This is a genomic window from Streptococcus sp. 45 (assembly GCF_900108865.1).
Lineage (GTDB): Bacteria > Bacillota > Bacilli > Lactobacillales > Streptococcaceae > Streptococcus > Streptococcus ruminicola.
The window spans coordinates 199,279-224,723 of sequence record NZ_FNXZ01000002.1 but is presented as its reverse complement, the minus strand read 5'-3'; the positions used below and the strand labels follow the sequence as shown (position 1 = coordinate 224,723).

Sequence of the window (25,445 nt, the reverse complement as noted above, 5' to 3'; positions counted from 1 at the left end):
TCATCTCATCACAAGTAACCGTAAAAAGATGGTTCTTTTTCCAATTGCTCCAACTGATAAGGCGTCTCTTGGTAAACAGCATAATTAATCCAATTACTAAAGAAAGTTGTTGCCGCTAAGTTCCACTTCATCGGAACATCTTGCTCAGGATCGTCATTGACGTAATAATGCGCAGGCACATTAGGATTTTTTCCAACTTTAACATCACGCTTGTACTCACGATCCAAAGTTTCACGGTCATATTCCAAATGTCCAAAGCTATAAACTTCGCGCAAATCTTTACTAGCTACGATAGACAAACCAACTGTGGGACCTTCAGCAATTACTTCTAATCGATCAACCTTAGCAACATCTTCATGACGAACTTCTGTATATCTAGAATGCGGCGCCATAAAGCAGTCGTCAAACCCACGGACAATCGGATTAGAAGGTTGTTTGACATTTTGAGAAAAGATGCCTGATAATTTTTCCTCTAGCAAAACCTTCTTAATACCATATTTATAATAGAGCCCAGCTTGCGCTCCCCAACACAGGTGCAAGGTTGAATAGACATGAGATTTTGCCCAATCAAAGATTTGGCACAATTCATCCCAGTAATCCACATCCTCATAAGCCAAGGTTTCAACTGGAGCACCCGTGATAATCAACCCATCATAATACTTATGTTTAACATCCGCAAAAGTTTTATAGAAGGTTTCTAAATGCTCAGCCGTCGTATTTTTTGACTCATGACTAGTCATATAGAGAAATTCAACATTAATCTGCAAAGGCGTATTGGCCAGCAAACGCAAGAGTTGTGTCTCTGTCACTTCTTTTGTCGGCATCAAGTTAACAATGAGAAAATCCATCGGTCTAATATCTTGATGCTTTGCACGTTTATTATCCATGATGAAGACATTCTCTTTGCGCAAAATGTCTAAGGCCGGTAATTCTTTATCAAGTTTTATTGGCATGAAAATATCTCCACTCTATAATATTATATTTAAGTAATATTATAAAAGATGGAGATATAGTTTTCAATTATATAATTTCTTTAGGTAGTTATAGTTTTTAGCTATAATTATCCTGGGAAATTCATTAAGACTTTCGTATCATAACCTTCAAGTGCTTTACGTCCGTTCAATCCGTCCAATTCAACAAGGAAAGCACATCCAGCAACGATACCACCAAGGCGTTCTACCATTTCGATAGTAGCTTTCACAGTACCACCTGTTGCCAAAAGGTCATCAACGATAAGGACACGTTGTCCAGGTTTGATAGCATCAGCATGCATACATAGTGTATCAATACCATACTCTTTTTCGTAATCAGCTGAGATTACTTCACGTGGTAATTTACCAGGTTTACGAACTGGTGCGAAACCAATTCCAAGTTCAAATGCAACTGGGCATCCAACGATAAATCCGCGTGCCTCTGGACCAACAATCATGTCAATCTTCTTGTCAGTAGCATACTGTACAATTTCGCGAACAGCATAGCTATAAGCATTTCCATCTGCCATCAAAGGAGAAATATCACGGAAAGTGACTCCTTCTTTAGGATAGTTTTCAATTGTAGCGATATAATTTTTTAAATCCATTTTCTTCTTTCTATGGGCTTTTTGCCAAAAAATGTTTTACATTTCATTATAGCATATTTTTTGAAAAAAGGAAGGAATTTAAGTAATATTTTTTTAAAACCTTAATTTTGGTAATTCACTTGCCAATCTTTGATTAATGGATAAGTAACCAACTTGTTATCATCCAAATTTTCCTTATGCATATCGACAGCCGTAATTTGTGAATTATCGTAAGTTGTGTAGTAGTAAATACCTTTTTCTGTATTGATACATGAACTGTAAATAGTGTATTCGTATTTGCCACTTTCATCCACATAACACAAACCTTTTTGTTGTTCAACGGATTTCAAAATATGGAAGAATTGGTTAACACTAGATGCTTCAGTATCTTCTGCTACTGAATTTAATTTAGTAAAGGCTACCTTAACATAGCGTGACATAGATGATAAATCACCAGGCAAACCAAGGCCACCCATTCCTCGGCTGTAAGTGTCCAAGGCAATTTCTGTAGAAAAGAGATTTTCGGAAACTTTTGGAGAAATGTGACGATAATTGTTCAAGTTAAATAATTGTTTGTCAAATGTTGGATTGTTCGTCAAAACACCTGTTGGATTATCATAAACCTTTAAGCCGCTGGCTACAGATTCGAGTACAATAGCTTCATTTCGGTCAGCAATCAACCAGTGCAAAGGACTTGGTTGAAAATCAACACTGAAAGCTTCATTTGTCACATTAAGATTTTGGCAAAGTTTCTTAACGTCAGCAACAGATTGACATTGTGATAAAAACCATGGAATCAATTCAAAAGATGCCAGGTTGTCTTTTCCTTCTACTACTTCTTTGTAGTCGGCATTTTCAGGAAAATTCAAACCTGCCATTCCTAAACCTTTTTCATTAACCGCTTCGTAATAAAGTGGGTAGTCAGCCACTACCGTCGCCATTCCAATCATGGCATAGTGGTCCTTATTTTCACCTTTGTGCTTAAACGAGAATGGGTAAGTTCTAGGACAAATGGTCACCGTTTCATTGTAAGAAAAATCCAAATCAAGATTACGACCAAAGTAACTATCCTTAGTTGTATAAGTAATCGCAGTACACATAAGAAACCTCCTTATTACAAGAAAATTCAATAAGCCATTAAATGTTTTTGTAGAGAGCCATCCCTACATAACCATATTATAGTTCTGTCTCAATAGAAAAACAAATATTTAGCAACCGCTTACTTTTAGTCGACAAAAAAACTACGACAAGCTAAAACTTGTCATAGTTTTCAATTATGATTTATTAATAGAAAAATTGACCTGACATTGATCGTTGCAAACCATCGTAACCATAATTCATTGATTTATCAGATGAATCAACCATCCATTTTTTTTCTTTAAGTGATACAGAAATGCTATTCTCATCAGTTTCAGTAGCTAAATCTGTTGAACTAAATCGGCTAGGGACACTAGCAAAAACATATTTTTCAGCATCTTGCATCACTGCATCGTCATCTGAGAAATCTTTGCCAGTTGCTTGTTCGATATAATCATCAACCAAATCACTCATATCAACTTTACCAAGATCAATTGATTTAGATTCTACTTTAATTTTTGCAGAAGTTGGATATAATTCTTCGATTGAAACATTAACTTGTGCACGTTTGGCGTTAGCTTCCATGTATTTATCAACGAAGGCATCCATTTCACTGTCGCTTGGTGTGAAATAATCAAAACTTGAGCCCAATTCTTCTTTGAAACGTTTCACAAATAATTCTTTATCTGCTTCGATATTATTTCCAAGTTGGAAGTCGTTTTCTTTTTTCTTGTCAGATTTATTTGACAAAGTCGTTACTTGTACATCATCTGATGCATCAAATCCAACTGATGCTGAACCACTAATTGATGTTGATTGAGACGCCAAAAAGACTTTATTAATATAATCAGATGCCATTTTTTTAATATCGTCTCGATTATCTGTAACTTTAACTTTTGAGAGTGACTCTTCTGTTTCTTTCTTATCGTAACTATCATCACCTGTTACTGTACACTCTGCTTCGATTGAATAGTCTTTACTTTTCTTTGGATCAATTTTATAAACAAGATATCCTGTGCGTTTTTTACCTTTTCCTAAACCAGCACCAACAAGATCCATATCCTTGAAATCATCAGTAGATGAATAAATCATCTCATTTGAGAGAGTTTCACCATCTTTATCTACCAATTGAACATCTGTTGAATTGAGTTCAATCTTTTGGCTACCTTTATTTTCAAAGGTAATATTATAGGCAACATAGGTGCTACCTTTTTCAGCATCTTCTGGCACAATGACATCAGCTGAATTAACTGTAATTTTTAGTGGGCTACCAGTCACAGCACTTGTTACTGTTGTTCCAGTCGTTGCTTGGTATACCGCAACACCTGCTACCCCAACTATTGCAAGACCAGCAACACCTGCAATGATTTTCTTGGTTTTACTCAAACCATTCCACTGTGATTTTACTTTACCAGTAAAGTCAGAAAACTTATTTGTTCCCTTTTCATTTTGATTCGAATTCTTTGAATCCATTTTTATCTCCTTTTCCCATTTTTGGTCACGCTTACCATTATACCTTAAACAAAACTTAAAATAAACCCTTATTTCACATTTTTATTAAATTTTCTTAATTTATAATTTAGTTTGAACCTAAAAAGTATTTAAAAACTCCTTGGATTTTAATGCAATCCGAAGGAGCCTTTTCTTAGTTATTATCCATTAACCAATCATAGATTTCTTGTGGGGTACCAAGTGCCATGAGTTCTTGGTACTTCACTTCTTGTTTCAGGTTTTGATAAATTTGGCTGTCTGAGATGCTACGTTTTTGAGCATCTTTGTTAACAACCATAACACCATCTGTGATGGTTACAAAGTCTAATTCATCAAAGATTTGAATCATTTTCACCAGCAAAATATCTGGGATATTGAGGTATTGACTCAAGTCTTTTAGTTTATAACGAACATCAAATTCAGGGAATTGGTAAATCGTTTTATACAATTTAGCAAATTGTTCGCGAGTTCCATAGCCTGTCAAATAATAGGCACGTTTGATATGGTTTTTAAAATAAACAGCATCAAATTGTCGCCCAACAAAAAGTGATTTGAGTTCTTCAGCCTTCTCAGGGATGTCCAGAACAACCACTTCACTGGCACTAGTGTCTTCGCTCAAAACAGGAACACGTTCAGGAAGACTGGCATTTTTAGCACGAATATCAATCAACTGAACGCCGTCAACACGCGCGTCTTCAAGCATCAACTGAACTGTGGTTTGCCCGTTCCATTTGTTGATTGACAAGGTAACGGCAAGGCAGAGATTCTGTGCTTGTTGAAATTCTTGCACCAAGTGACCTTGATTAAAGGCAACAAGGTCTACAGCCGTGCTTCCCTGAGCAATTTTTAACTTCAAGTGAGCACCATTTTGTCCCATGGTACGTGCTTGTTTAACGGTAAAGTCTTTGATTTCAAAGACCGGCTTAGCATTATCCATCCCAAAAGGTGCAATCTTCTCAAGACTTTTAACAGTGTCCAAGTCAATTTCTGACAAGTCTAGCACTTCATCAATGATCAAAGTCTTTTTCTGAGCTAAATTAATATCATTTTCAGCAATGTAATCACATAAGACCTGTGACAATTGCTCTAAGTTATCAACGGGCAAGGTCATCCCAGCTGCGCCAGCATGTCCACCAAAGGCTTCAAATAAATCACGATGTTCATCAAGCGCATGGAAGATATTGATAGCCTCAATACTTCTAGCAGAACCTTTTGCCATGCCGTCTTCAATGTTTAAGACAATAACTGGCTGAGCAATATGCTCCAAAATACGACCAGCGACAATCCCAAGAACACCTGGATGCCAGCCTTCTTTTGCCAACACCTGCACAGGCTTATCAAGGTCAACCATGCCCATGGCTTCGTCATAAATCTTTTGAACGATTTCTTTACGTTCTTCATTTTTGGCATTAATCATTTGCGCAATACTTAGCGCTTCTTCATCATCAAAGCCAGTCAATAACTCAACAGCTGGATTTGGATCATCTAGACGACCAAGAGCATTTAGCTGCGGAGCAATTTTAAACCCAACAGTTTCCTCATTAACATCTGACATGTCAATATCAGATACTTTCATAAGCTCCATGAGACCAATGCGTTCGGTCTGCTTGAGCATTTCAAGACCAACCTTAACCATAATACGGTTTTCATCTGTTAGGCTAACCATATCAGCAATCGTTCCGATAGCAACTAAATCTAGCATTTCTGTGGGAATTGATTCCAACAAGGCACAAGCAACTTTGAAAGCTACGCCACATCCTGCTAAATATTTGAACGGATAATCCGCTTCCGGATGCTCTGGATGTACAATGGCAAATGCGTCTGGAAGCTCTGCTGGTAGGCCGTGGTGGTCAGTAACAATGACATCTACTCCTTGACTTTGTGCATAGCTAATAGCTTCATGCCCAGCTACGCCATTATCCACCGTAATAATCAAAGAAACCTGTTGTTGCTCAATAAAGTATTTATAGACCGATTCATTTGGTCCATAGCCATCAACAAATCGGTTAGGGAGATAGACTTGAACCTCAGCCCCAAGCATTTCCAACGCTTCTTTCATAATGCTAGCGCTAGTCATACCATCGGCATCATAGTCACCATAAACCAAGATTTGTTCGTAATTTTCAATCGCTTGACGAATGCGGGCAACTGCTTTGTCCATATCGTGCAAAAGATATGGATCATGAAGTTGTGACAAATCATTCGATAAAAATTGAACTAGTTTTTCGTCGTTGTCAATGCCACGACTGTATAGGATTTTGCTGGCTAAAGCTGTAATATTTTCTTTTTTTGTCAGTTCAAAAAAGCCATCATCTGGCTCTTTTTCAATTTTTTTCCAATTGTATTTACTTGTTATCATTCACTTCTCACTTCTTATGTAGAATTGAAAGGAGGTTATTTATAGTTAAAAACTTTGCGTGCTAAAAAATCAGCAATCTTAGGGAAAAGGGTATATAATTTGTGTGCTGCAGCCATTGACCAAGGCATGTTCACTTCACGTTTGTTCTTACCTAAAATGGCAACCGTACGTCTGGCAACTTCTTCTGGTTGCAAAACAAAACGTCCAACACTTTTTAGATATTCTCCAGATGGATCTGCTTTGTCAAAAAAGGTTGTTGCAATCGGTCCAGGATTAATCGTTGTCACATAAACATTGCTATCAGCTAATTCCAAACGTAGAGCATTTGAAAAACCAATCACCGCAAATTTTGTTGCCGAGTAAACTGATGATTTTGCTGAAGCAATCAAACCAGCGATGCTGGTAATATTGACAATATGACCGTGCCTAGACTTCTTCATCTTATGCCCAACCAAACGTGAAAAAGTCATCGTCGCAAAGGTGTTGATATCAAACATGTCACGGATTTCAGCGGTTGTATAAGCATCAAACTCACTAAAATCACCATAACCAGCGTTATTGATAAAGACATCGATGTGACCATGTTCAGCATATAGTTTTTCAACCATTGCCCCAATCGCTTCATCACTTGACATATCAAGTTCGTAGCAAACTGTATTAGGACGTTCAGCATAACAGGCTTCAAGTTTTTCTACATTACGTCCTAAGGCAATCACAAAGTCATCAGATGGTAACTGTTTGACAATTTCTTTGGCAAGTCCACCTGTTGCTCCTGTAATAGCAATTATTCTCATAAGCTAATTTCTTCCAAATCTTTAACCAAGTGTGTGTTTTCAAAGATTGCTTGAGCATCCGTTTCAATTTGTTTGCATTCGCGTCCCAAGAAACGTGCACTGATGTGATTAAGCAATAAGCATTTAGCTGATGCTTCTTTAGCAATTTGAGCAGCTTGAGTACCTGTTGAGTGCCCATGCTTACGAGCAATTTTTTCATCACCCTTACCATATGTAGATTCGTGAACCAAAATATCAGCTCCCAAACCAAGGCGCACACTAGCATCAGTCTTACGTGTATCACCTAAAACAGTGATAACTTTTCCTTTTTTCGGTGCTGAAATGTAATCTTTGGCAATGATTTTTGTCCCATCTTCTAAGACAACATCTTGACCGCTCTTGATTTTTCCAAATAATGGACCAAATGGCACACCTGCAGCTTTCAACGCTTCTGCATCAAGTGTTCCTTCCAAATCTTTTTGCATCACACGGTAACCAATACAGAAAATCGTGTGGTCCAATTTTTCAGCATATACCACGAACTTGTCAGTTTCCATTATTTTGCCCAGACTGTTTTCGTCAAATTCATGAAAATGAATACGGTATGGCAAACGAGCACCAGACAAGCGCAAGCTGCTCAAAACGTATGAACGAATACCGACTGGACCATAAATATCAAGGTCAGTTTGTTCTTCATTTGCTTGGAAAGCGCGACTTGCCAAAAAGCCAGGAAGACCAAAAATGTGGTCACCGTGCAAGTGCGTGATAAAAATGCGTTTCACTTTACGAGGACGGATCGTTGTTTCTAAAATCTGACGCTGTGTTCCTTCACCACAGTCAAACATCCACACCTCATTAATCTCGTCAAGTAACTTTAACACTAAGCTTGACACATTACGTGACTTTGAGGGCTGACCCGCTCCTGTTCCCAAAAATTGTAATTCCATATATACCTATAAAAACCGAAGTTTTTACTTATCCTTCCTATTTACGATACTTTTACATAAGCGATAAATTCACGTTGATCAAACGTATAATAAACTTGCCCTTGATAGTGAGCTAGCAAGTCTGACAATTCATCGCGATTAAAACTTTTTAGCTTAACCATATTTCCTTTTAATTTTGAAACATGGCTGAGCAGACTACTTTCTGGTGTAAGGTCTTCAAGTTCTTGGTCATCAAAAGTGATTTTTGACATTTTGATTTCACCATTTTCAACATAAATTTTATATTGAGGAAAAACTTGAGCCAATTCAAACAAGACATCTCTTGTCAAAGCTTCATCTTTTTCAGAAAAGACAAGAGCAACCTCTTTATCATTTTCATAAGTGAAACCATATGATTTCCCTGATAAATTCAAACGAATAAAAGGTTTGTGTTCGTCAAAAGATGGCTTATTATTTAACAAGTGCAATTCTTTTGATAGTTCAAAATAATAATCTGTTGCGGCTTGCGGAGATTGTTTTTGATACATTTCTGCAAAATAAGCATTGATAACACTTGGAGGTGGTGTGATGAAACTCAATTTTTGCTCATCTGTTAAACCCTCCAAAACATTTTGCAAATACACTTTATCTAGTGACGTGAAGCCACCATATTTTAAAGCTAAGCTTATATAATCAGTCATAAAATTCTTCTAGTCTCCATTTATTTTTTGGATTAATGTAACCAGTGATGCTTTCGTATTCTTCAACAAAATCATAACGATCAAGCAGCGCGATTTTATTTAAATCGTATAACTTATAGGCTTGATTTTGGTGAACACGAATGCTAAATGGTTCAAAAATCTCACGAATTTCATTGATAATCAAACGGCGCAAAAGTGAACGAGCATCTTTATCACGCGCAGAAATACGCACATTCGGGAAAGCTGTCGCTGCAAAGTGCTCCGCCACATCCATCTTGTTATAAACAACTAAACGCGGAATTTCTAACATATCCAGCTCTTTTAGCAGATTTAAAACAACTTTTTCGTGTTCCGCATGATTTGGGTCGCTGGCATCAATCACGTGTAGCAACAAATCAACATGACGACTTTCTTCCAAGGTTGACTTAAAGGCTGCCACCAACTCAGTCGGCAAATTTTGAATAAAACCAACCGTATCTGTAAGCGTCACTTGAAATTGATTTTGCAAGTAAATCTGCTTAGTTGTCGCATCCAAAGTCGCAAATAATTCATCAGCTTCGTATTGTTTATCATTGGTTAGGACATTCATAATGGTTGATTTACCAGCATTTGTATAACCAATGAGTCCAATTTTAAAGACTTGTGATTCTGTACGTTTTTCACGACCAGTTTCACGATTTTTCTCAACCACCTTCAATTGGCGTTCAATATCTGAAATCTGATTACGAATCGAACGGCGGTTCAATTCCAATTGACTTTCACCAGGTCCTCGGCTACCAATTCCACCTGCTTGACGGCTAAGCATAACCCCTTGACCGACAAGGCGGGGCAACATGTATTTGAGTTGAGCCAGATGAACTTGCAATTTACCTTCGTGACTACGAGCACGCATGGCAAAAATATCTAAAATCAGCTGCATGCGGTCAATCACTTTAACCCCAAGTTCTGATTCTAAGTTAACATTTTGACGGGGTGTTAAACGGTCATTAACAATGACGGTATCAATCTCATCAGCGTCAACAATCGCTTTAATTTCGGCTAATTTTCCTGAGCCAATCAATGATTTACTATCGTATTTTTCACGTTTTTGGCGATAAGATGAAACCACCTGAGCTCCTGCCGTTTTAGCCAGCGAAGCTAACTCTTCCATGGACATGTCAAAATTTTCAGTGTCTGGCAGCTCAACGCCTAGTAAAATCACGCGCTCTTGATGTTCGCTTGTTTCAATCATGCACTCACCCCTCTTCTTAATTAATCCGTAAATCTCATTATATCATAAAATCTTTTCAAAAGTGAAAGGGAGCGTTTTACTCCCTTACAATTTCTTATCATTTAAAAAACAATCTACATCACTTGTTACATTAGTTTTAAAGTCATCTTCTGAAACATTATAAAACTTAACTGCCATACGGTTTCTAAACCATGTTAACTGGCGTTTTGCAAAGCGACGCGTGTTTTGTTTTAATTTTTCAACACAGTTCTCAAGAGAATCTTCCCCAGCAAAATATGGAAAAAGTTCCTTGTAACCAATTGCTCGCGCGGCTTGAACCTCACGATAATTATCATAAAGCCATTTTGCTTCATCTAAAACACCATTTTCAACCATGAGGTCAACACGACGATTGATACGGTCATAAAGCACTTGACGATCATCATTTAAACCAATCAAATAGGCATCATAGTTGGTTTCTTTATTTTGCAAATCTTGTCCAAACTTAGCTAACTCCAAAGCACGAATGGCACGACGGCGGTTGATTTGAGGAATCTCGATCTTCTGCTCTGCTATTTTTTCAAAAAGTTCTTCATCACTTAACAAATCCAATTCTTTTCGGTATGCGAGGACTTTTTCTTGGTCAACCTCACCGCCTAAATGATAACCTTCTAGCAAACTTTGAAGATAAAGTCCAGTTCCTCCAACAATGATAGGCAACTTACCTCCACTAACAATATCATCGATAGCAGCTTTGGCTTCTGTCACAAAGTCATAAACAGAATAAGTCTCATCAACATCACGCACATCTATTAAGTGGTGAGGAGCTGCTGCTTGTTCTTCAGGCGTTGCCTTAGCCGTTCCAATATCCAGCTTACGGTAGACTTGTTGACTATCACCGCTGATAATTTCTCCGTTAAATTGCTTGGCGAGTTCGATTCCTAAAGCTGTTTTTCCAACAGCTGTCGGTCCAACCACAGCTAGCAGTTTTATTTTTTTTGACATCTATTTTTTATCCGTCCTAAGCCTGATTTTTTAGTAAATATAACGTTTTCACTTGAATTTTTAGGCAATTTTAGTTACCATTATTATAACATAAGGTGGTAGGACAAGAAAACAAATCCTACTGCTATAAAAGAGTATAAAGACCTCTTTATACTCCCTGTTCTTATCAGTGAGGAGGAATTATTATGGCTAAAAAATTTGCATTCGCTAAAGGTCTTGCTACTGGTGTTGTAGCCACTGCAGCTACTGTCGCAGGTGCTATTTTCGCAGTTAAGAAAAAAATCATTGATCCTGAAGAAGAAAAAGCTGCTTTCATTCAAGAAAATCGTAAAAAAGCAGCCCGCAAACGTATTTCTCACTAATTTTTAAACGCTAAAAAGCCCTGAGCCTTATGCTCACGGGCTTTTTATTTTACAAAATTTCCCAATCTTCAATGCCAAATTCATCAAGTAAGTCTTGGATTTTATCAAAAGCTAGACGAAAATGCTCCAACTTATGACCGTCTGAACCGATAGAATACTTGTGGCATCCCAATTCTCTAACCAAGCCTAAAGCATAACGGTAAAGGTCTTCCTTGCCATACAAGTACATCGATTTGCTGTTTAACTCAAAAGCCAAATCATAATCAATCATCTTCTGGAAGATACGTTTGAGTTGAGGTTCGTAAACTTTTAAATCCGTGACGGCCATGTCGAAAATGCGAAAACCATAGTCAAAATGCGCTAAAACATCCGCATCCACGCGTCCAATCGCATACTCCAATTTGTCCAGATACTCTTGGATAATCTCATCTCTATTCATATCTGCCACTTCATCATCAAGGTAATCATTTGTCCCATTATGATGAACCGACAAGAGTTTCAAATCATAGTCCTTATCCGCCAAATAAGCAAGAATATCTGCTTCACGTGGCTGATAGTAACCAATTTCAATGCCTTTTTTAATGCGATTGCCGTATTTTTGATTAAGCTTAGCTATTTCACGTGAGTAAGCCTCATAATCTGGCACATCATCTTGCTTGGTATATGGATTTGACAAATCATAATGCTCAGTCGTCACAATATCCCCTGTATAATGGTCTAAATAATCTTCAAACCGCGCATCTGAATCATAAGAAAAATGTGTGTGTAAATGATTATCTCGCATCCTCAACCTCGCTGTATTTATATTATTAGTCTAAATCATCAATGCCTGCTGCCATACGTTCTTCACCCCACCATAATGGCATAAGTTCCCCCAAAGTGATGGTTTCACGCTTTTCATAGTCCAGCATAAATTCCAAATCTTTGTTTTTAGGCGACAATTGCATCAAAAATTCACGGCAAGCACCACAAGGCATTCCCGAACCTTCACCGTAAGGTGGTTTATCGCGAAAAGCAATGATGCGTTTGATAGTGGTTTGACCAGATTGTTGAAACATGTTAAAAGCTGCTGCGCGTTCCGCACAAAGATGAAAAACACCAGAAGTCGCTTCAAAACAATAGCCTGTAAAAATCTGACCATCTTCTGCTTCAATTGCTGCAACCACATGATTTGAATAGATAAATGGCGTCACATAATGAGGATTATAATCCTTTTTTGCTGCTTGATATAACTTTTCCCAAATATCCATTCTAATTCTCCTTGTAATTGTCTGTATTTTCTTAGTATATCAAATTTTCTGTTAATTAGACAGAGATTTTGATTTTTTTAGTTATAGTTTAAAACTATACATAGTCCTAAAAAAATAACTATTTTTCAAAATGGCAAAGCTCCGCTACAATAGGAATCACAAAAAACAAACGAGGTATACGAAATGGCAAAATCAAGATTTCAATTAGTTGGTTCGCTTCTACGACCAGCAGATTTACGCGAATATAAAATCGCAATCGAACATCGTGATGATATCACATACCCATTCTACGATGCTTTTGATGGCTATCGTGAAACAGAAACGGCTGACATCAAAAAAGTTATCGCTAAAGAAAAAGCAAATGGTATTGATGTCTTAACTGATGGTGAATTTTCAAAATCAATGTGGCACCTTGACTTCGTCTGGGGACTAAAAGGGATTGAACGCTACATTGCAGACCACGGTTATACTTTCAAAGACCATGATGGTGGTCACTTCGAAACACGTAAAGACATTGGTATCCGCATCACAGAGCCACTTTCAGGTAAGAACCACCACTTCCTTGATATCTTTAATTTGCTTAAGGAAGAAGCTGGAGACTCAGATACAAAATTGACTATCTGGGGACCTGCTCACGCCTACACAGAATTCACAGTCTTTAATCAATTAGTTGGCGAAGACCAAGTTTACAAAACTAAAGAAGAACTAAAAGCTGGTCTTACAAATGCCTATAAAGAATTCTTGAAAGAATACAAAGAAGCTGGTGGAGAAATTATCCAATTTGACGACTGCCTCTGGGAACTTTTCGACGAAACAAACCCAGCTGGTTTCTTTGCTCAAGGAAATAGCGCTCTTGCTAACCTTGCTGACGAATTCATCGCAGTAAATAACGATGTTGCTGACTATGGTCATGAGCTTGGTTTGCAAGTTTGGACTCACAACTGCCGTGGTAACTACGAAAGTCGTTCTGCTGCTGGTGGTACTTACGAAGCTATCGCAACAAAATTCTTGAAAGACCAACACTATGACCGTTTCTTCCTTGAATGGGATAGCGAAGTGGCTGGTGACCTCAAAGCTCTTGAAAGCTTGAAAGACTCAGATGCTGAAGTCGTTCTTGGACTTCTTTCAAGTAAAACAACTGATCTTGACGATGAAGACCGCGCACTTAAAATGCTTGAAGAAGCTAGCCAAATCATCCCTAAAGACCGTCTTTTCCTTTCTCACCAATGTGGTTTTGCTTCATGTGATTCAGGAAATGAACTTGCCATCCCACAACAATGGGCTAAAATCAAGCAAGGTCAAGACATCGCCGCTAAATTCTGGAGTTAATCCAATCAACTCGCCTTTATTTTTTCAATATACAATAATACAATATACTATACCAAAAACGGCCGCAAGCTTTATGCTAAACGGTCGTTTTTTTTAATTACTTTTAAAGTTTAACTACTTCCAGACGCTCTCCACCAAGTAAAACAAGGTATTTATCAACTTGATCAATATGATATGACTTGCTAAGTGCTTCGGCATAAAGTGCCATTTGACCTTGGTATCGGTCTTTGATTTCCTCGCTGTTTGTGTATTTATCAGTCTTGTAATCTAAAAGAACCAAACGATCCTCTAAAAGAAGATAAGCATCGACAATCCCACGAACAACGAATTTTTCTTTGCTCTCAGGGTCTTCTTTTAGCATGGCAAATGGAGCTTCGCGGTAGATTTTGTCAGTATTTTGCTGAATCAATTGTCCAAGAGTTGAATTTTCAAAGAAATCCAAAACATTTTCTAGACGAATGCGCGCTTTAACCTCATCTTCAGCTGAAACTTGTGCTAGAGCTGTCGAAATATCCTCTAGTGTCACTTTTTGAGACAGGGAAATACGCTGCATGAGCTCATGCATGGCAGAACCAATCGCTGTTGCTTCAACTTTGGCTTTTTTCGAAAAATTAGGTAAGGCAAAGCTTGGTTTTACGTGGTCAGTCTTAGCCATCACATCAACACCATCAGTATCCATGACAGGCTCATAAAGTTTCTTGACCTGACTAGGTGTTCTTAAGCTTGGTAAGTTAATGGCTGATTGATATTTGGTATTCAACTCTTCAACTGCCTCAAGTCTATCCAAAGCTTCTGCGATATTTTCAGACTGACGGTTATTTGACAAATCATCAGGTTTAATAGCTGATTTGACTTCGATCTGACCGATTTTTTCTTCTGTCAGGTCTTCATCTGTGACAAATTCGACTTTAAATGGCAAGTTTTTATATGCTTCGTGAATGGCTAACATCCAATCTTGGAAAGTCATGAAAGCCTCTCGTTCTGCAACTGGAAGGTGATTATTTTCAGACTTACCGCTGTATTTATCAACCAATTTTTCAGAACTTGCTTTTCCAACTAGATACAATTTCTTCTCAGCACGGGTCATGGCAACATAGAACAAACGCATTTGTTCAGATAAGGTTGCTAGTCGCAGTTCACGTTTATTAAGCTGATAAGGCAAAGTGTCCATGCTGACTTTAACAGTTGGAAAAACATCCGTATCTAACTCTTCTCGCATGTCAGCCAAATATTTAATTCCAGCTCCATTTTGACGTGACAAGATTAACGGTGACATCATGTCTTGAATACTGAATTTCTTGTCAATATTCAAAATGAAGACATACTTAAACTCAAGTCCCTTACTTTTATGGATGGTCATTAAATTAACCGCATGCTTAGGAAGTGCCACTTCAACATCAGCAAGGTCGTTTTCGCTTTCAAGAACCTTGTCAATCATGCGAATAAAACGTGATAAGCCTTTAAAGCCGGTCTTTTCAAAATTATTAGCTCGAAGGGCAAGGGCGTAAAGATTGGCTTGACGCTGCTCGGCACGGGGAAGATTACCCACGTAATCATAATAGAAACGCTCATTATAAATCTTCCAAATCAAATCATAAAGCGAATGCCATTTGGCAAAATCACGCCACTTGCTAAAGCAAGTCATAAAATCTTTTAATTTTTGACGTAAAGCTGGTTTGACTAGCTCTGCATGTTGCCCTTGATTAGCCAAAGCATGTTCCAATTTTTGGTACAAATTAGCTTTGTGCTCATCTTCTATCGTTTGAAGTGCCAAGCGAGCAAGGTCATCTTCGTTGAAAGAAAACATTGGTGAACGCATAAGAGCTACCAAAGCATAGTCATTGAGCGGATTATCCAAGGCTCTAAGCGTATCAAGCATCACCATGACTTCAACTGATTTGAGGTAATTTTGCTCACCGCCATCCGTTACCAAAGGAATGCCATAATGCTCGAAAGTCTGTAAAATGCCATCATTACGTGTGCGCGATGATACCAACAAAGTAATATCTTCAAAGGCAACACCTTCTTCATTATGCAGACGAATAATTTCTTTAGCTACCAGCTTAACCTCGTTCGGATTGATTTGCTCCTCTTCTGGGCTACTTGCAAGCTCACTACTTTCATCAGTGTCGTAAATAAGAACTTGTGTTTCATTTTCTGGATGAACTTCTTTTTGTGCGGGACTGCCTGCTACCAACTGGTGCATGCCGTCATACAAAATTTCACCAACAGACTCGTCCATCAAGTGCGTAAAGACGCTATTTGTCGCATCTAGGACTTCTGATTGACTACGGAAGTTTTCTTTTAGCAAAATTAATTTTCCATGTTCTGGATGCTCTTGAAAATCCTTAAATTTTTGGTTGAAAATCTGCGGATCAGCCTGACGGAAACGATAAATGGATTGCTTGATATCTCCCACCATGAATCGATTATGACCATTTGACAACAATTCCAGCATGCGTTCTTGCGTGTGGTTGTTATCTTGGTACTCATCGACCATGACTTCGTGGTATTTATCTTGGTAGAGCTCACGAATATCTGGATTTTCTTCCAAAATCTGGATAGCAAAATGCGCGATATCTGAAAACTCAAAAGCATTTTCTTGGATTTTAGCTTGCAAATATTGCTCAGAAAAATCCTGCATAAACGCTTGTAAAAGTTCTAACAAAGGCAGACTTTCCGATTGGTATTTGAAGATTGTTTCTAAGTGTTTCAGACCAGTCAAACGACCTTGGAGAGTCTTGAAAATTGGATATTTTACCCCTGCAACTGTCACAGCTGGACTAGACGGAATCAAGTCAGCCACATCTGTCGCCAAACGACCAAGTCCATCACGACCGTAAAGCGTCTCAAAATGCATGGCCCATTCATGCAAATGCTCAATCATATTCAAGTGTTTTTTATAATTGGCAGTAGGTGTCCCCTTAGCTGTAACCTGCTTATAATCCTCTAAGTCCGTCACATCCTGCAAATGATTTGCCGTATCATGTAAACAACTTAGAAAGTCATTAACTTCTTGATCTGGAATAGCTGAAAAATCAGTATAGGTTCTAGCACCTTTCAAGAAAACCTCAGCCAGCCATTTCTTAGGATTATCCGTTGCTTGACTGAAATCATAGATTTTGTAAACAATTCCTCTAAAAGCTGAACTGTCCTTACGATTACCTGAGAAATTACGAACTAATTTGCGGAAAATGTCTTGATTTTGCCCCGTCATGTAATCAGCAAAAAGGTCTGCGAAAACGTCATTTTTGACAAGGTCTTGTTCACTCTTATCCGTCATAATACGAAAAGTAGGTGAAATTCCCAACGTGTAGCCGTATTGGTTAACCAACTTTTGCGTAAAGGCATCCATGGTTCCAATATCAGCGGTCTGTAAGGCTAGCAACTGTTCGTTAAGATAAGTTTTTAAATCATTATCCGTCGCTTTTTGCAAAGATTGGCTGATTTTTTTCTCAAGACGTTCCTTTAATTCTCCCGCTGCTTTAACCGTAAAGGTCGAAATAAAGAGCTGGTCAACGGTAATCCCACGCAAAATTTTATCAATAATGCGTTCGACCATAACAAAGGTTTTCCCTGAACCAGCAGACGCTGATACTAGAATATTATTGCCATAGCTGTAGATAGCTTCAATTTGTTCAGGAGTTCGTTTTTGTGTTTTGGACGACTGAGCCTCTTCTTGTTGTAGAGAAGAAATGTCTTCAGCCGTTAAAAAAGGTTTAAAGGTCATCTTTCTCCTCCTCTTCTTGCATCAAGTTCAAAAAGCCTTGACGTCTGTCTTTTCTTGGTAACTTAAACCACTTGCGAGCATATGGCATATGACGATCAGCTTCAAAACGAGTAATAGCTTTTAATTGATCACCCTTAACCGTCTTACCATCCTCGCTGTAAGGATTAATCAAAAAGTGTCCTTGTCTAATCTGCTCAGCTGCTTGAAGGAATAATTTTTGGTTGTAAGCTAGTAAAATATCTAACTCTTCTTGCGTGTAAACAGAATCATTAAGATGATAATTTCCATTTGATAAATAGCCTTTTTCATCTTCTAAGAACAAGCCACGGTAGCGCAACTCTTTAGACAAATTCTCCAAAATCTTATCGGTTGTAGCCACCGATGACAAATCTACCTTAGGTTCTTGCATGTGTAGATACATGGCACCAAAAATCTTATCAGACTCACTTCTCTCCTTCTTATCACGAAGAGCTTGCATGTAAGTCACTAATTGTGGATTAAGGCCATTGTAGAACTTTTGAATATCAAATGTATTATGACTTGACTTGTAATCAACGACACCAAGACTACCATCTGACAAACGGTCAACACGGTCAATAATACCTCGGATACGAATAGCATTTGCAATCATTAATTCAAATGGTTCTTCTTCACTTTCTACCTGAATCTGAGCATCTTGCTGTAAAACTGTTGCAGTACTTCTTGCGATATCTTCCAAGACCGTCAATGAATAACGACTTTCCTCATCTTCTTCGTAGACAAATTTGAAAGCATCTTCTGAATTCGTTGCTTGGATAGCACGATTGAGTTTATGATCAAATGGTTGATTTGAACCATCTTTCATGACCAATTCAAAGACACGGTGAAGATAAGTCCCGTGATTTCTAGCATCCGGATGGATTGTCTCAACTTCCTGTAACCCAAGGACATACTGCAAGAAATACTTGTATTGGTTATTATAAAAAGTTGTCACCGCAGAAGAAGATAAATTAATCGGTTGATCACTTGGAAAACGTGTCTCAATCACTTCGGCAGAAACTGGTTTGGTCTGCATATTATCCTTAATCAGTGGCAATTCAACACCTTCGTTAGCCAGTTTTTTACGAAGATAACGTACAGCTACTGACCAGAAGGTTTGCTCTTCTTTGCTAAGCTCGCGGTCTTCTTCAATAGCCAAGCGATTAACCTCAATCACACGAGATAAGAGCGCTTTGTAATTTCCAATGTCTTCAGCATCTGTCGACAAGCGATTTCGTCCCTTAACCAAAACAGGCACACCAAAGCTAGCTAATTCCGCAAGATAAGAAGATTCCTTATCTTCTGACTCATTAGCAATTTGTGGCAAACTGAGCACCAGTTCTTCCGTCGCTGAATTAAACAGTGACAAGGCAGCAAAATGATTTTTCTTGATGTTTTCACGACTAATCACATCAAAACGTTGATTTTCAGCTGTTGTTTCATTGACCTTGGCACGTTCCTCATCTGAAATCAAACTACGATTTTGCGCAATTTTTGGGAAATGCGACTGCGTCATACCAAGTGCAAAGACAAATTTATTGGTGTGTGGTTCAACCAAATCATAAGATTTTACAGAAACTACATCAACGCTTGCCGGCACCACACGGTACTGGGCAGCCAACATGCCGCTTCTTAAAAGGGATAAAAATTCATCCAAAGATAATTTTTCTTGCCCAAAAATCGTTTGAAATTGCTCGAGAATGCCAGTAAATGTTCGCCAAACTTGCTCGTGCTTTTCTTGTTCATTTTCTGAGAAAGTGGCTACCATACGCTCCAAATTCTCAGGCAAAGAAATCGCACGTAAGAAAGTCATCAATTTTTCAAGTAAACTTGAGCCAAGCTGCTTTTGTGCCTTAAATAAAGCTAGCAAAGGCGCCATGATTTGCTCGCGCATACCATTAACAAAGTCTAAATGCTCCTCACCTTTATAAGCAATGGTAAACTCTTTAGCAAATTTACTTTGCCCCTTGATATCTGCATAAATCAAATACTGCTCAAAAAGATCCAAATCATCTTGCTTGAAGGAACCATAAAGACCTGTTTTCAAAAGATTAACAACATCTTCCATACGAAAACGATAACGTTTCACACGCTCCAAGGAATCAATAAAATGCACCAAAGGATGGTCACTCATCGACTCTGCCTTCCCAAAATAATAGGGAATTTCATATTTATCAAAAATTTTACCGATCTGCAGACGATAGCTATCCACATCACCCAAAAGTACCAAAATATCCTTATAACGATAGCCTTGGTGAAGCTTATGACGAATAGCCTTTGCCACATGCTCAACTTCCTCTTTTTGATTAATAACATCCCAGATGGCATAATGTTTCTTATCATCTTGCGTTAAAGTAATGTCTGATGTTGTAAAGTCGTGCTTCGCTTCAAAGAGTTTTGACAATTTAGCAAATGCTTCTTGAGATTTTTGAGAACTCTCAACATACTCTGGTTGTGTTTGAAATTTTGCTGCCAAAGAACGCAAAAAATCCAAGCTTGCCTGATAGACATTTCCCGTTGAAAATGTAGCCTTATAAGCCTTTTGACTACTGTAAGTTCCGATAATCACTTGAGCACATTTTTCCTCTAAAAGGCTGACTAGGTCTTCCTCTTCTGCTGAAAAACGAGTAAAGCCATCGATAACCAAAACAACATTTTCAAGCGCATCATCCAAATGGCCAGAAGCTACTTGCTTAGCAAAAAATGCAATTTTTGACTGATTGTCATACTGGTTAGCTAACAAAATGTCATTAACTGCCAAAAAGATTTTCACCAAATCTTCTTGCTTCTCAGCTGAATGCAATTCTGTCAAATCAAGCACGGTCATGTTAGCCGTTTTTAATTCCTTATACAAATCAACCAATTGCTTGATAAAATTCGTATCTTGTTTTAGACGCCCGAAAACTTTCAAATCCGTATCAGAAAAATGAGACAGCGCACGATAAAAAATCATGGCTAAGCCATTGTCATCAATCGTTTCTTTGGTCTGAGGTTCATTTAAGACAAAATAGCGCGCCATTTGAGCAAAACGTGTAATAGTAATGGCAAAAGACGCTTGGTCAGGCAAAAGTTCCAAAACTGCCCTTTCCTTTTCAAAAGACAAAGAGTTTGGAGCGATGTAAAAAACACGCTTTCCAGCTTTAGCCTCTTCCATCGCTTTTCTTGCCAAAATTTCAGTCATATCAAACTGAATATCTGTATATAATAATTTCATAATAATCCTTCGTCATGTCACTAGATAATCCTATTATACCAAATTCTGCTGTTGGTTTGGCCTTTTGATAAACAAGAAACCACCACTACTTTCGTAGCGGTGGTTTATCTATATTAACCCAAATAGCCTAATATTGTATCAAATGATTAACGAACTTCTGCTCCGAGTTGTTCAACAAGGACTTTAGTGATTTTATCCATGTATTTAGTAACTTCTTCATCAGTCAAGTTATCGTTTGGATTTTGGAATGTAAGGCTGTAAGCCATTGATTTCATACCTTCAGCGATATTAGCACCAGCATAAACGTCAAAGAGCTTGATATCAGTCAAACGTTTCACTTTAGCTGATTCAATAGCAGCAACGATTTCTTTGTGAGTAGTAGTTGCTGGCAATAGCAAAGCAATATCACGAGAAACTGCTGGGAATTTAGTGATTTCAACAAATGCTTTATCAGCTTGAAGAGCAGCTTCGATGATATCCAAGTTCAATTCAGCTACGTAAGTTTCTGGAACGTTATAGTTTTTAGCTGTTTGTGGGTGAATTTGACCAACAAAACCAACCAATTGACCATCCAAGTAGATGCTTGCTGTACGACCTGGGTGCATGCTTTCAAGACCTTTTTCGGCAACGTATTCAACTGTCAAATCAAGTTTGTTAAAGATAGCTTCAACGATACCTTTAGCATAGAAGAAATCAACTGGAGTTGCTTTTGTTTGGAAATCTTTTTCAGCTACCAAACCTGAAATAGCAAAGGCAAATGTGCTGATTTCGTTTGGTAATTCTTCTTTTGGATTACCTTTTTGTTCAAAGACTTTACCAATTTCATAGATTGCCATGTTACTATTTTTACGAGCAACGTTATAAGCAATGGTATCAAGCATACCAGAAACAACGTTTTGACGAAGAACTGAACGTTCTACTGACATTGGCCACATCAATTCAGTCAAGTTGCTTGGTTGCAATGTGAATTCAGTTGCTTTTTCAGGTGTTGTCAAAGCATATGATACGATTTCAGTCAATCCAGCACCTTCAGCGATTGAACGCATTTTACGACGCAATTTTTGTGTTGCTGTCAATTCACCTGCAGTACCAGCAGCTTCTGGAAGTGTTGTTGGAAGGTTTTCGTAACCGTAAATACGAGCAATTTCTTCAACCAAGTCAGCTTGGATAGCAATATCCCAACGACGACGTGGTACTGAAACTGTGAATTTATCAGCATTTCCTGACAAACCAAAACCAAGTTTTGCAAAGACATCTTCAATATCAGCATATGTCAATTCTGTTCCCAAACGAACGTTAACGTAGTCAAGTGTTGTTGATACTTCAACATCTTCAGTTGGAACTGAACCAGCTTCCACACGACCAGAAAGAACTTCGCCTTCAGCTAATTCTGTAAGCATTGCTGCTGCAAAATCAAGCGCTTCATCAACAGTAGCGTAGTTGATACCTTTTTCAAAACGAGCTGAGCTTTCAGAACGAAGGTTCAAACGAGATCCAGTACGACGGATAGCTGTACCATCAAAGACAGCAGCTTCAAGAACAACGTTTTTAGAAGCGTTGTCGATTTCAGTAGCTTGACCACCCATCACACCAGCAAGAGCAACTGGTTTGTCAGCAACTGTGATAACAAGGTCTTCTTCTGTCAATTCACGTTCTTCGCCATCAAGAGTGACCAATTTTTCACCAGCACGCGCATTGCGAGCGACGATTTTATTGTCTTCAAATTTATTCAAATCAAAAGCATGCATTGGTTGACCGAAGTACAATAGCACGTAGTTTGTCACGTCGACAACATTGTTGATTGGACGAATACCAGCGTTCATCAAAAGGTTTTGCAACCATTGTGGACTTGGTTTAACAGTCACGTTTTCAACGACACGTGCTTTGTAAGTCAAGACTTTGTCAGACTCGATAGCAACATCGATAACGTCTTTTGCAGCTTTAGAAACTTCTTTAAGTTCTTTTTCTGGGAAGTGAACTTCTTTTCCGTAGATAGCAGCTACTTCATGTGCAACCCCACGCATTGAAAGGGCATCTGCACGGTTTGGTGTGATTGACAACTCAACAATTTCATCATCCAAATCAAGGTATGGGAAAATGCTGTCACCTGGTTTAGCATCTTCTGGCAAGATTTGAATACCGTCTGAAAATTCTTTTGGAATGATTGATTCTGGCAAACCAAGTTCTTGGAGTGAGCAAATCATACCAAGTGATTCCATACCACGGATTTTACCTTTTTTAATTTTGTAGTTGTCAGCAATACGTGCACCTGGAACTGCAACGATAACTTTAATACCTGCAGTCACGTTTGGAGCACCACAGACGATTTGACGCAATTCATCATCACCAGTATCTACTTGGCAAAGGTGCAAGTGTGTTTCAGGAACATCTTCACAAGATACAACGTGACCAACAACCAATTTTGTCAATCCTTCAGATGGTGATGAAACTCCTTCAACCTCAATCCCTGTTGTTGACATTTTTTCAGAAAGCTCATGTGTTGTTACATCAACATCAACAAGCTCTTTTAACCATTTATAACTTACTAACATAATATGTGTTAAAAGCTTTTCGCAGTCAAAATACGTTTGACAGGTAAGCTTCTTTATCCCTTTCTACTCTTATTCTTTTAAGGCTTTTCGCATAAGCCAATCTGTGTCTACTTTATCGCCAACTTTAAATGAGTGCTCTGAAAATTTTTCAAAGCCGTATTTACGGTAGAAACCTTGAGCTTTGACATTGCCTTCCCAGACACCTAACCAAGCCCAATCAAATTCGCCTGCCTTAGCCATATCAAGCGCCAGCTCAAATAATTTCTTACCTAAGCCTAGTCCCTGACATTCACTAAGAATGTAAATACGTTGGATTTCAAAAGCATTTTTTAGTTCATGCTCTGTCTGTGCTGCGCCCCAGTTCACTTTCATAAAGCCAACCTCACGCCCATCAACTTTGACAAAGCGAACATCAGATTCTTTATCTGTCACGTCTTTTTTAAGTTGCGCTAAAGTATAATTCTCATCGAAAAATTGTTGAAGTTCCTCCTCGGTATTATCAAAACCAAAGGTTTCACGGAAAGTATCGATACTAAGCTTTTGTAGCACATCTAACTTATCCAAGGTCACTTTTTCAACTTTGATTTCTGCCATGATGACCTCCAATTCTTTTTCTTACTAATTAATTATTTAAATTGATCTGAGAAACGGACATCGCCTTGATAGAAGCCACGGATATCATTGATACCGTAACGAAGCATCGCAATACGTTCTTGACCAAGACCAAAAGCAAATCCAGAATATTTTTCTGAGTCAACGCCAGACATTTCAAGAACGCGAGGGTGTACCATACCAGCACCAAGGATTTCAATCCAACCAGTTTTCTTACATACGTTACAACCTTTACCACCACATTTGAAGCATGATACGTCAACTTCTACTGATGGTTCAGTGAATGGGAAGTATGAAGGACGAAGACGGATTTTACGATCTTCACCAAACATTTTCTTGATAATCATTTCAAGAGTTCCTTTAAGGTCACCCATAGAAATGTTTTCACCAACAACAAGACCTTCGATTTGATGGAATTGGTGACTGTGTGTCGCATCATCTGTATCACGACGGAACACACGTCCTGGTGAGATCATTTTCAATGGACCTTTAGAAAAGTCGTGTTTATCAAGTGTACGAGCTTGAACTGGACTTGTGTGAGTACGAAGCAAGATTTCTTCAGTGATGTAGAAAGTATCTTGCATGTCACGAGCTGGGTGATCTTTTGGCAAGTTCATGCGTTCAAAGTTGTAGTAATCTGATTCAACTTCATAACCATCAACAACTTGGAATCCCATACCAAGGAAAATATCTTCAATTTCTTCACTTGTTTGTGTCAAAACGTGACGGTTACCAAGGTTAACTTGACGTCCTGGAAGAGTCACATCCAAGCTTTCTGATTCCAATTGTGCTTTGATTTTAGCAGCTTCAACAATTTTAGCTTGTTCTTCAAAAGCTTTTGTCAAAACGTCACGTACTTCGTTAACTTGTTTTCCGACAACTGGACGCATTTCTTTAGAAAGATCTTTCAAACCTTTCAATAATTCTGTCAATGATCCTTTTTTACCAAGAACTTGCACACGTAATTCTTGAAGTTCTTTTGCATTGTTTCCACGCATTTCAGCCAATTTAGCTTGCGTAGATGATTTTAATTCTTCTAACTGCGCTTGTAAATCCATTAAAATTCCTTCCTTGGGGCAACCCCTAATGTTTTTAAACGAAAAAAGCGTGCCACACTCCAATAGCGGAGCGTTGACACGCGGTACCATCCGTTTTTTATCTGACTAGCAGACCTTAATTCATCGTCTTTAACATGAGTGAATTCGCCAAACTTTCATCTAGGAAGCTTCCAGTCACGACTTCCATTCCCTGTTAAACTGCCATAAGGTTACTAGTCTC

19 protein-coding genes are annotated in these 25,445 nt (G+C 38.3%); 2 read left to right on the top strand and 17 right to left on the bottom strand.

All coding sequences use genetic code 11. The features are described 5' to 3' along the window. Positions 1-8: 8 nt before the first annotated feature. From metA to miaA, 10 genes are all read right to left on the bottom strand, one after another. Positions 9-953, bottom strand: coding sequence for a homoserine O-acetyltransferase MetA (gene metA / locus BMX18_RS04835; RefSeq protein WP_093815366.1), 945 nt, complete (start codon positions 951-953; stop codon positions 9-11). Positions 954-1,060: 107 nt separating this feature from the next. Then, complete coding sequence (locus BMX18_RS04830; RefSeq protein ID WP_004231134.1) at positions 1,061-1,579, bottom strand: adenine phosphoribosyltransferase; 519 nt, start codon at positions 1,577-1,579, stop codon at positions 1,061-1,063. A 101-nt stretch (positions 1,580-1,680) separates the two neighbouring features. Then, positions 1,681-2,658, bottom strand: a complete 978-nt coding sequence (gene bsh / locus BMX18_RS04825; protein WP_093815364.1) for a choloylglycine hydrolase — start codon at positions 2,656-2,658, stop codon at positions 1,681-1,683. 184 nt (positions 2,659-2,842) lie between these two features. Beyond that, positions 2,843-4,108, bottom strand: a complete 1,266-nt coding sequence (locus BMX18_RS04820; RefSeq protein ID WP_093815362.1) for a DUF4352 domain-containing protein — start codon at positions 4,106-4,108, stop codon at positions 2,843-2,845. 172 nt (positions 4,109-4,280) lie between these two features. Next, positions 4,281-6,485 (bottom strand): single-stranded-DNA-specific exonuclease RecJ, encoded by a 2,205-nt coding sequence (gene recJ / locus BMX18_RS04815; protein ID WP_093815360.1) that lies wholly within the window; start codon positions 6,483-6,485, stop codon positions 4,281-4,283. A 35-nt stretch (positions 6,486-6,520) separates the two neighbouring features. After that, positions 6,521-7,279, bottom strand: a complete 759-nt coding sequence (locus tag BMX18_RS04810; RefSeq protein ID WP_074869065.1) for an SDR family NAD(P)-dependent oxidoreductase — start codon at positions 7,277-7,279, stop codon at positions 6,521-6,523. After that, a complete protein-coding gene (gene rnz / locus BMX18_RS04805) occupies positions 7,276-8,205 on the bottom strand; it encodes a ribonuclease Z (protein ID WP_074869067.1) in 930 nt (309 codons plus the stop codon). The genes BMX18_RS04810 and rnz overlap by 4 nt, the downstream gene beginning before the upstream one ends. 41 nt (positions 8,206-8,246) lie before the next feature. Further along, the gene (locus tag BMX18_RS04800; RefSeq protein ID WP_093815358.1) at positions 8,247-8,885 is read right to left on the bottom strand and encodes a cystathionine beta-lyase; all 639 of its coding nucleotides are present in this window, start codon (positions 8,883-8,885) and stop codon (positions 8,247-8,249) included. Next, positions 8,878-10,116 carry a GTPase HflX gene (hflX, locus tag BMX18_RS04795; RefSeq protein ID WP_093815356.1) on the bottom strand — a complete coding sequence of 413 codons (1,239 nt, stop codon included), beginning with the start codon at positions 10,114-10,116 and terminating at the stop codon, positions 8,878-8,880. Before hflX ends, BMX18_RS04800 begins: the two co-directional genes overlap by 8 nt. Before the next feature lie 84 nt (positions 10,117-10,200). After that, positions 10,201-11,100, bottom strand: coding sequence for a tRNA (adenosine(37)-N6)-dimethylallyltransferase MiaA (miaA, locus tag BMX18_RS04790; RefSeq protein WP_093815354.1), 900 nt, complete (start codon positions 11,098-11,100; stop codon positions 10,201-10,203). 185 nt (positions 11,101-11,285) lie between these two features. Between miaA and BMX18_RS04785 the strand changes: the two genes are divergently transcribed. Next, a complete protein-coding gene (locus BMX18_RS04785; protein WP_074481996.1) occupies positions 11,286-11,462 on the top strand; it encodes a DUF3042 family protein in 177 nt (58 codons plus the stop codon). Between the two features lie 49 nt (positions 11,463-11,511). Here the strand turns inward: BMX18_RS04785 and BMX18_RS04780 are convergent, their stop codons facing one another. Continuing rightward, a complete protein-coding gene (locus BMX18_RS04780) occupies positions 11,512-12,246 on the bottom strand; it encodes a PHP domain-containing protein (RefSeq protein WP_093815352.1) in 735 nt (244 codons plus the stop codon). A 25-nt stretch (positions 12,247-12,271) separates the two neighbouring features. Beyond that, on the bottom strand, positions 12,272-12,712 hold the full coding sequence (locus tag BMX18_RS04775) for a cytidine deaminase family protein (protein ID WP_074869076.1): 441 nt from the start codon (positions 12,710-12,712) through the stop codon (positions 12,272-12,274). Positions 12,713-12,895: 183 nt separating this feature from the next. Between BMX18_RS04775 and BMX18_RS04770 the strand changes: the two genes are divergently transcribed. Continuing rightward, positions 12,896-14,041 carry a cobalamin-independent methionine synthase II family protein gene (locus BMX18_RS04770; protein WP_093815350.1) on the top strand — a complete coding sequence of 382 codons (1,146 nt, stop codon included), beginning with the start codon at positions 12,896-12,898 and terminating at the stop codon, positions 14,039-14,041. Between the two features lie 103 nt (positions 14,042-14,144). Here BMX18_RS04770 and addA read toward each other — a convergent pair whose 3' ends face one another. The 5 genes from addA to pheS form a co-directional block, all read right to left on the bottom strand. Further along, the gene (addA, locus tag BMX18_RS04765) at positions 14,145-17,771 is read right to left on the bottom strand and encodes a helicase-exonuclease AddAB subunit AddA (protein WP_093815348.1); all 3,627 of its coding nucleotides are present in this window, start codon (positions 17,769-17,771) and stop codon (positions 14,145-14,147) included. Continuing rightward, on the bottom strand, positions 17,761-21,003 hold the full coding sequence (gene rexB / locus BMX18_RS04760; RefSeq protein ID WP_093815346.1) for an ATP-dependent nuclease subunit B: 3,243 nt from the start codon (positions 21,001-21,003) through the stop codon (positions 17,761-17,763). The genes addA and rexB overlap by 11 nt, the downstream gene beginning before the upstream one ends. 146 nt (positions 21,004-21,149) lie before the next feature. Further along, complete coding sequence (gene pheT, locus BMX18_RS04755) at positions 21,150-23,555, bottom strand: phenylalanine--tRNA ligase subunit beta (protein WP_093815344.1); 2,406 nt, start codon at positions 23,553-23,555, stop codon at positions 21,150-21,152. A gap of 69 nt (positions 23,556-23,624) precedes the next feature. Next, a complete protein-coding gene (locus BMX18_RS04750) occupies positions 23,625-24,149 on the bottom strand; it encodes a GNAT family N-acetyltransferase (RefSeq protein WP_074964792.1) in 525 nt (174 codons plus the stop codon). A 32-nt stretch (positions 24,150-24,181) separates the two neighbouring features. Then, complete coding sequence (gene pheS / locus BMX18_RS04745; RefSeq protein WP_014334511.1) at positions 24,182-25,225, bottom strand: phenylalanine--tRNA ligase subunit alpha; 1,044 nt, start codon at positions 25,223-25,225, stop codon at positions 24,182-24,184. Positions 25,226-25,445 lie beyond the last annotated feature (220 nt).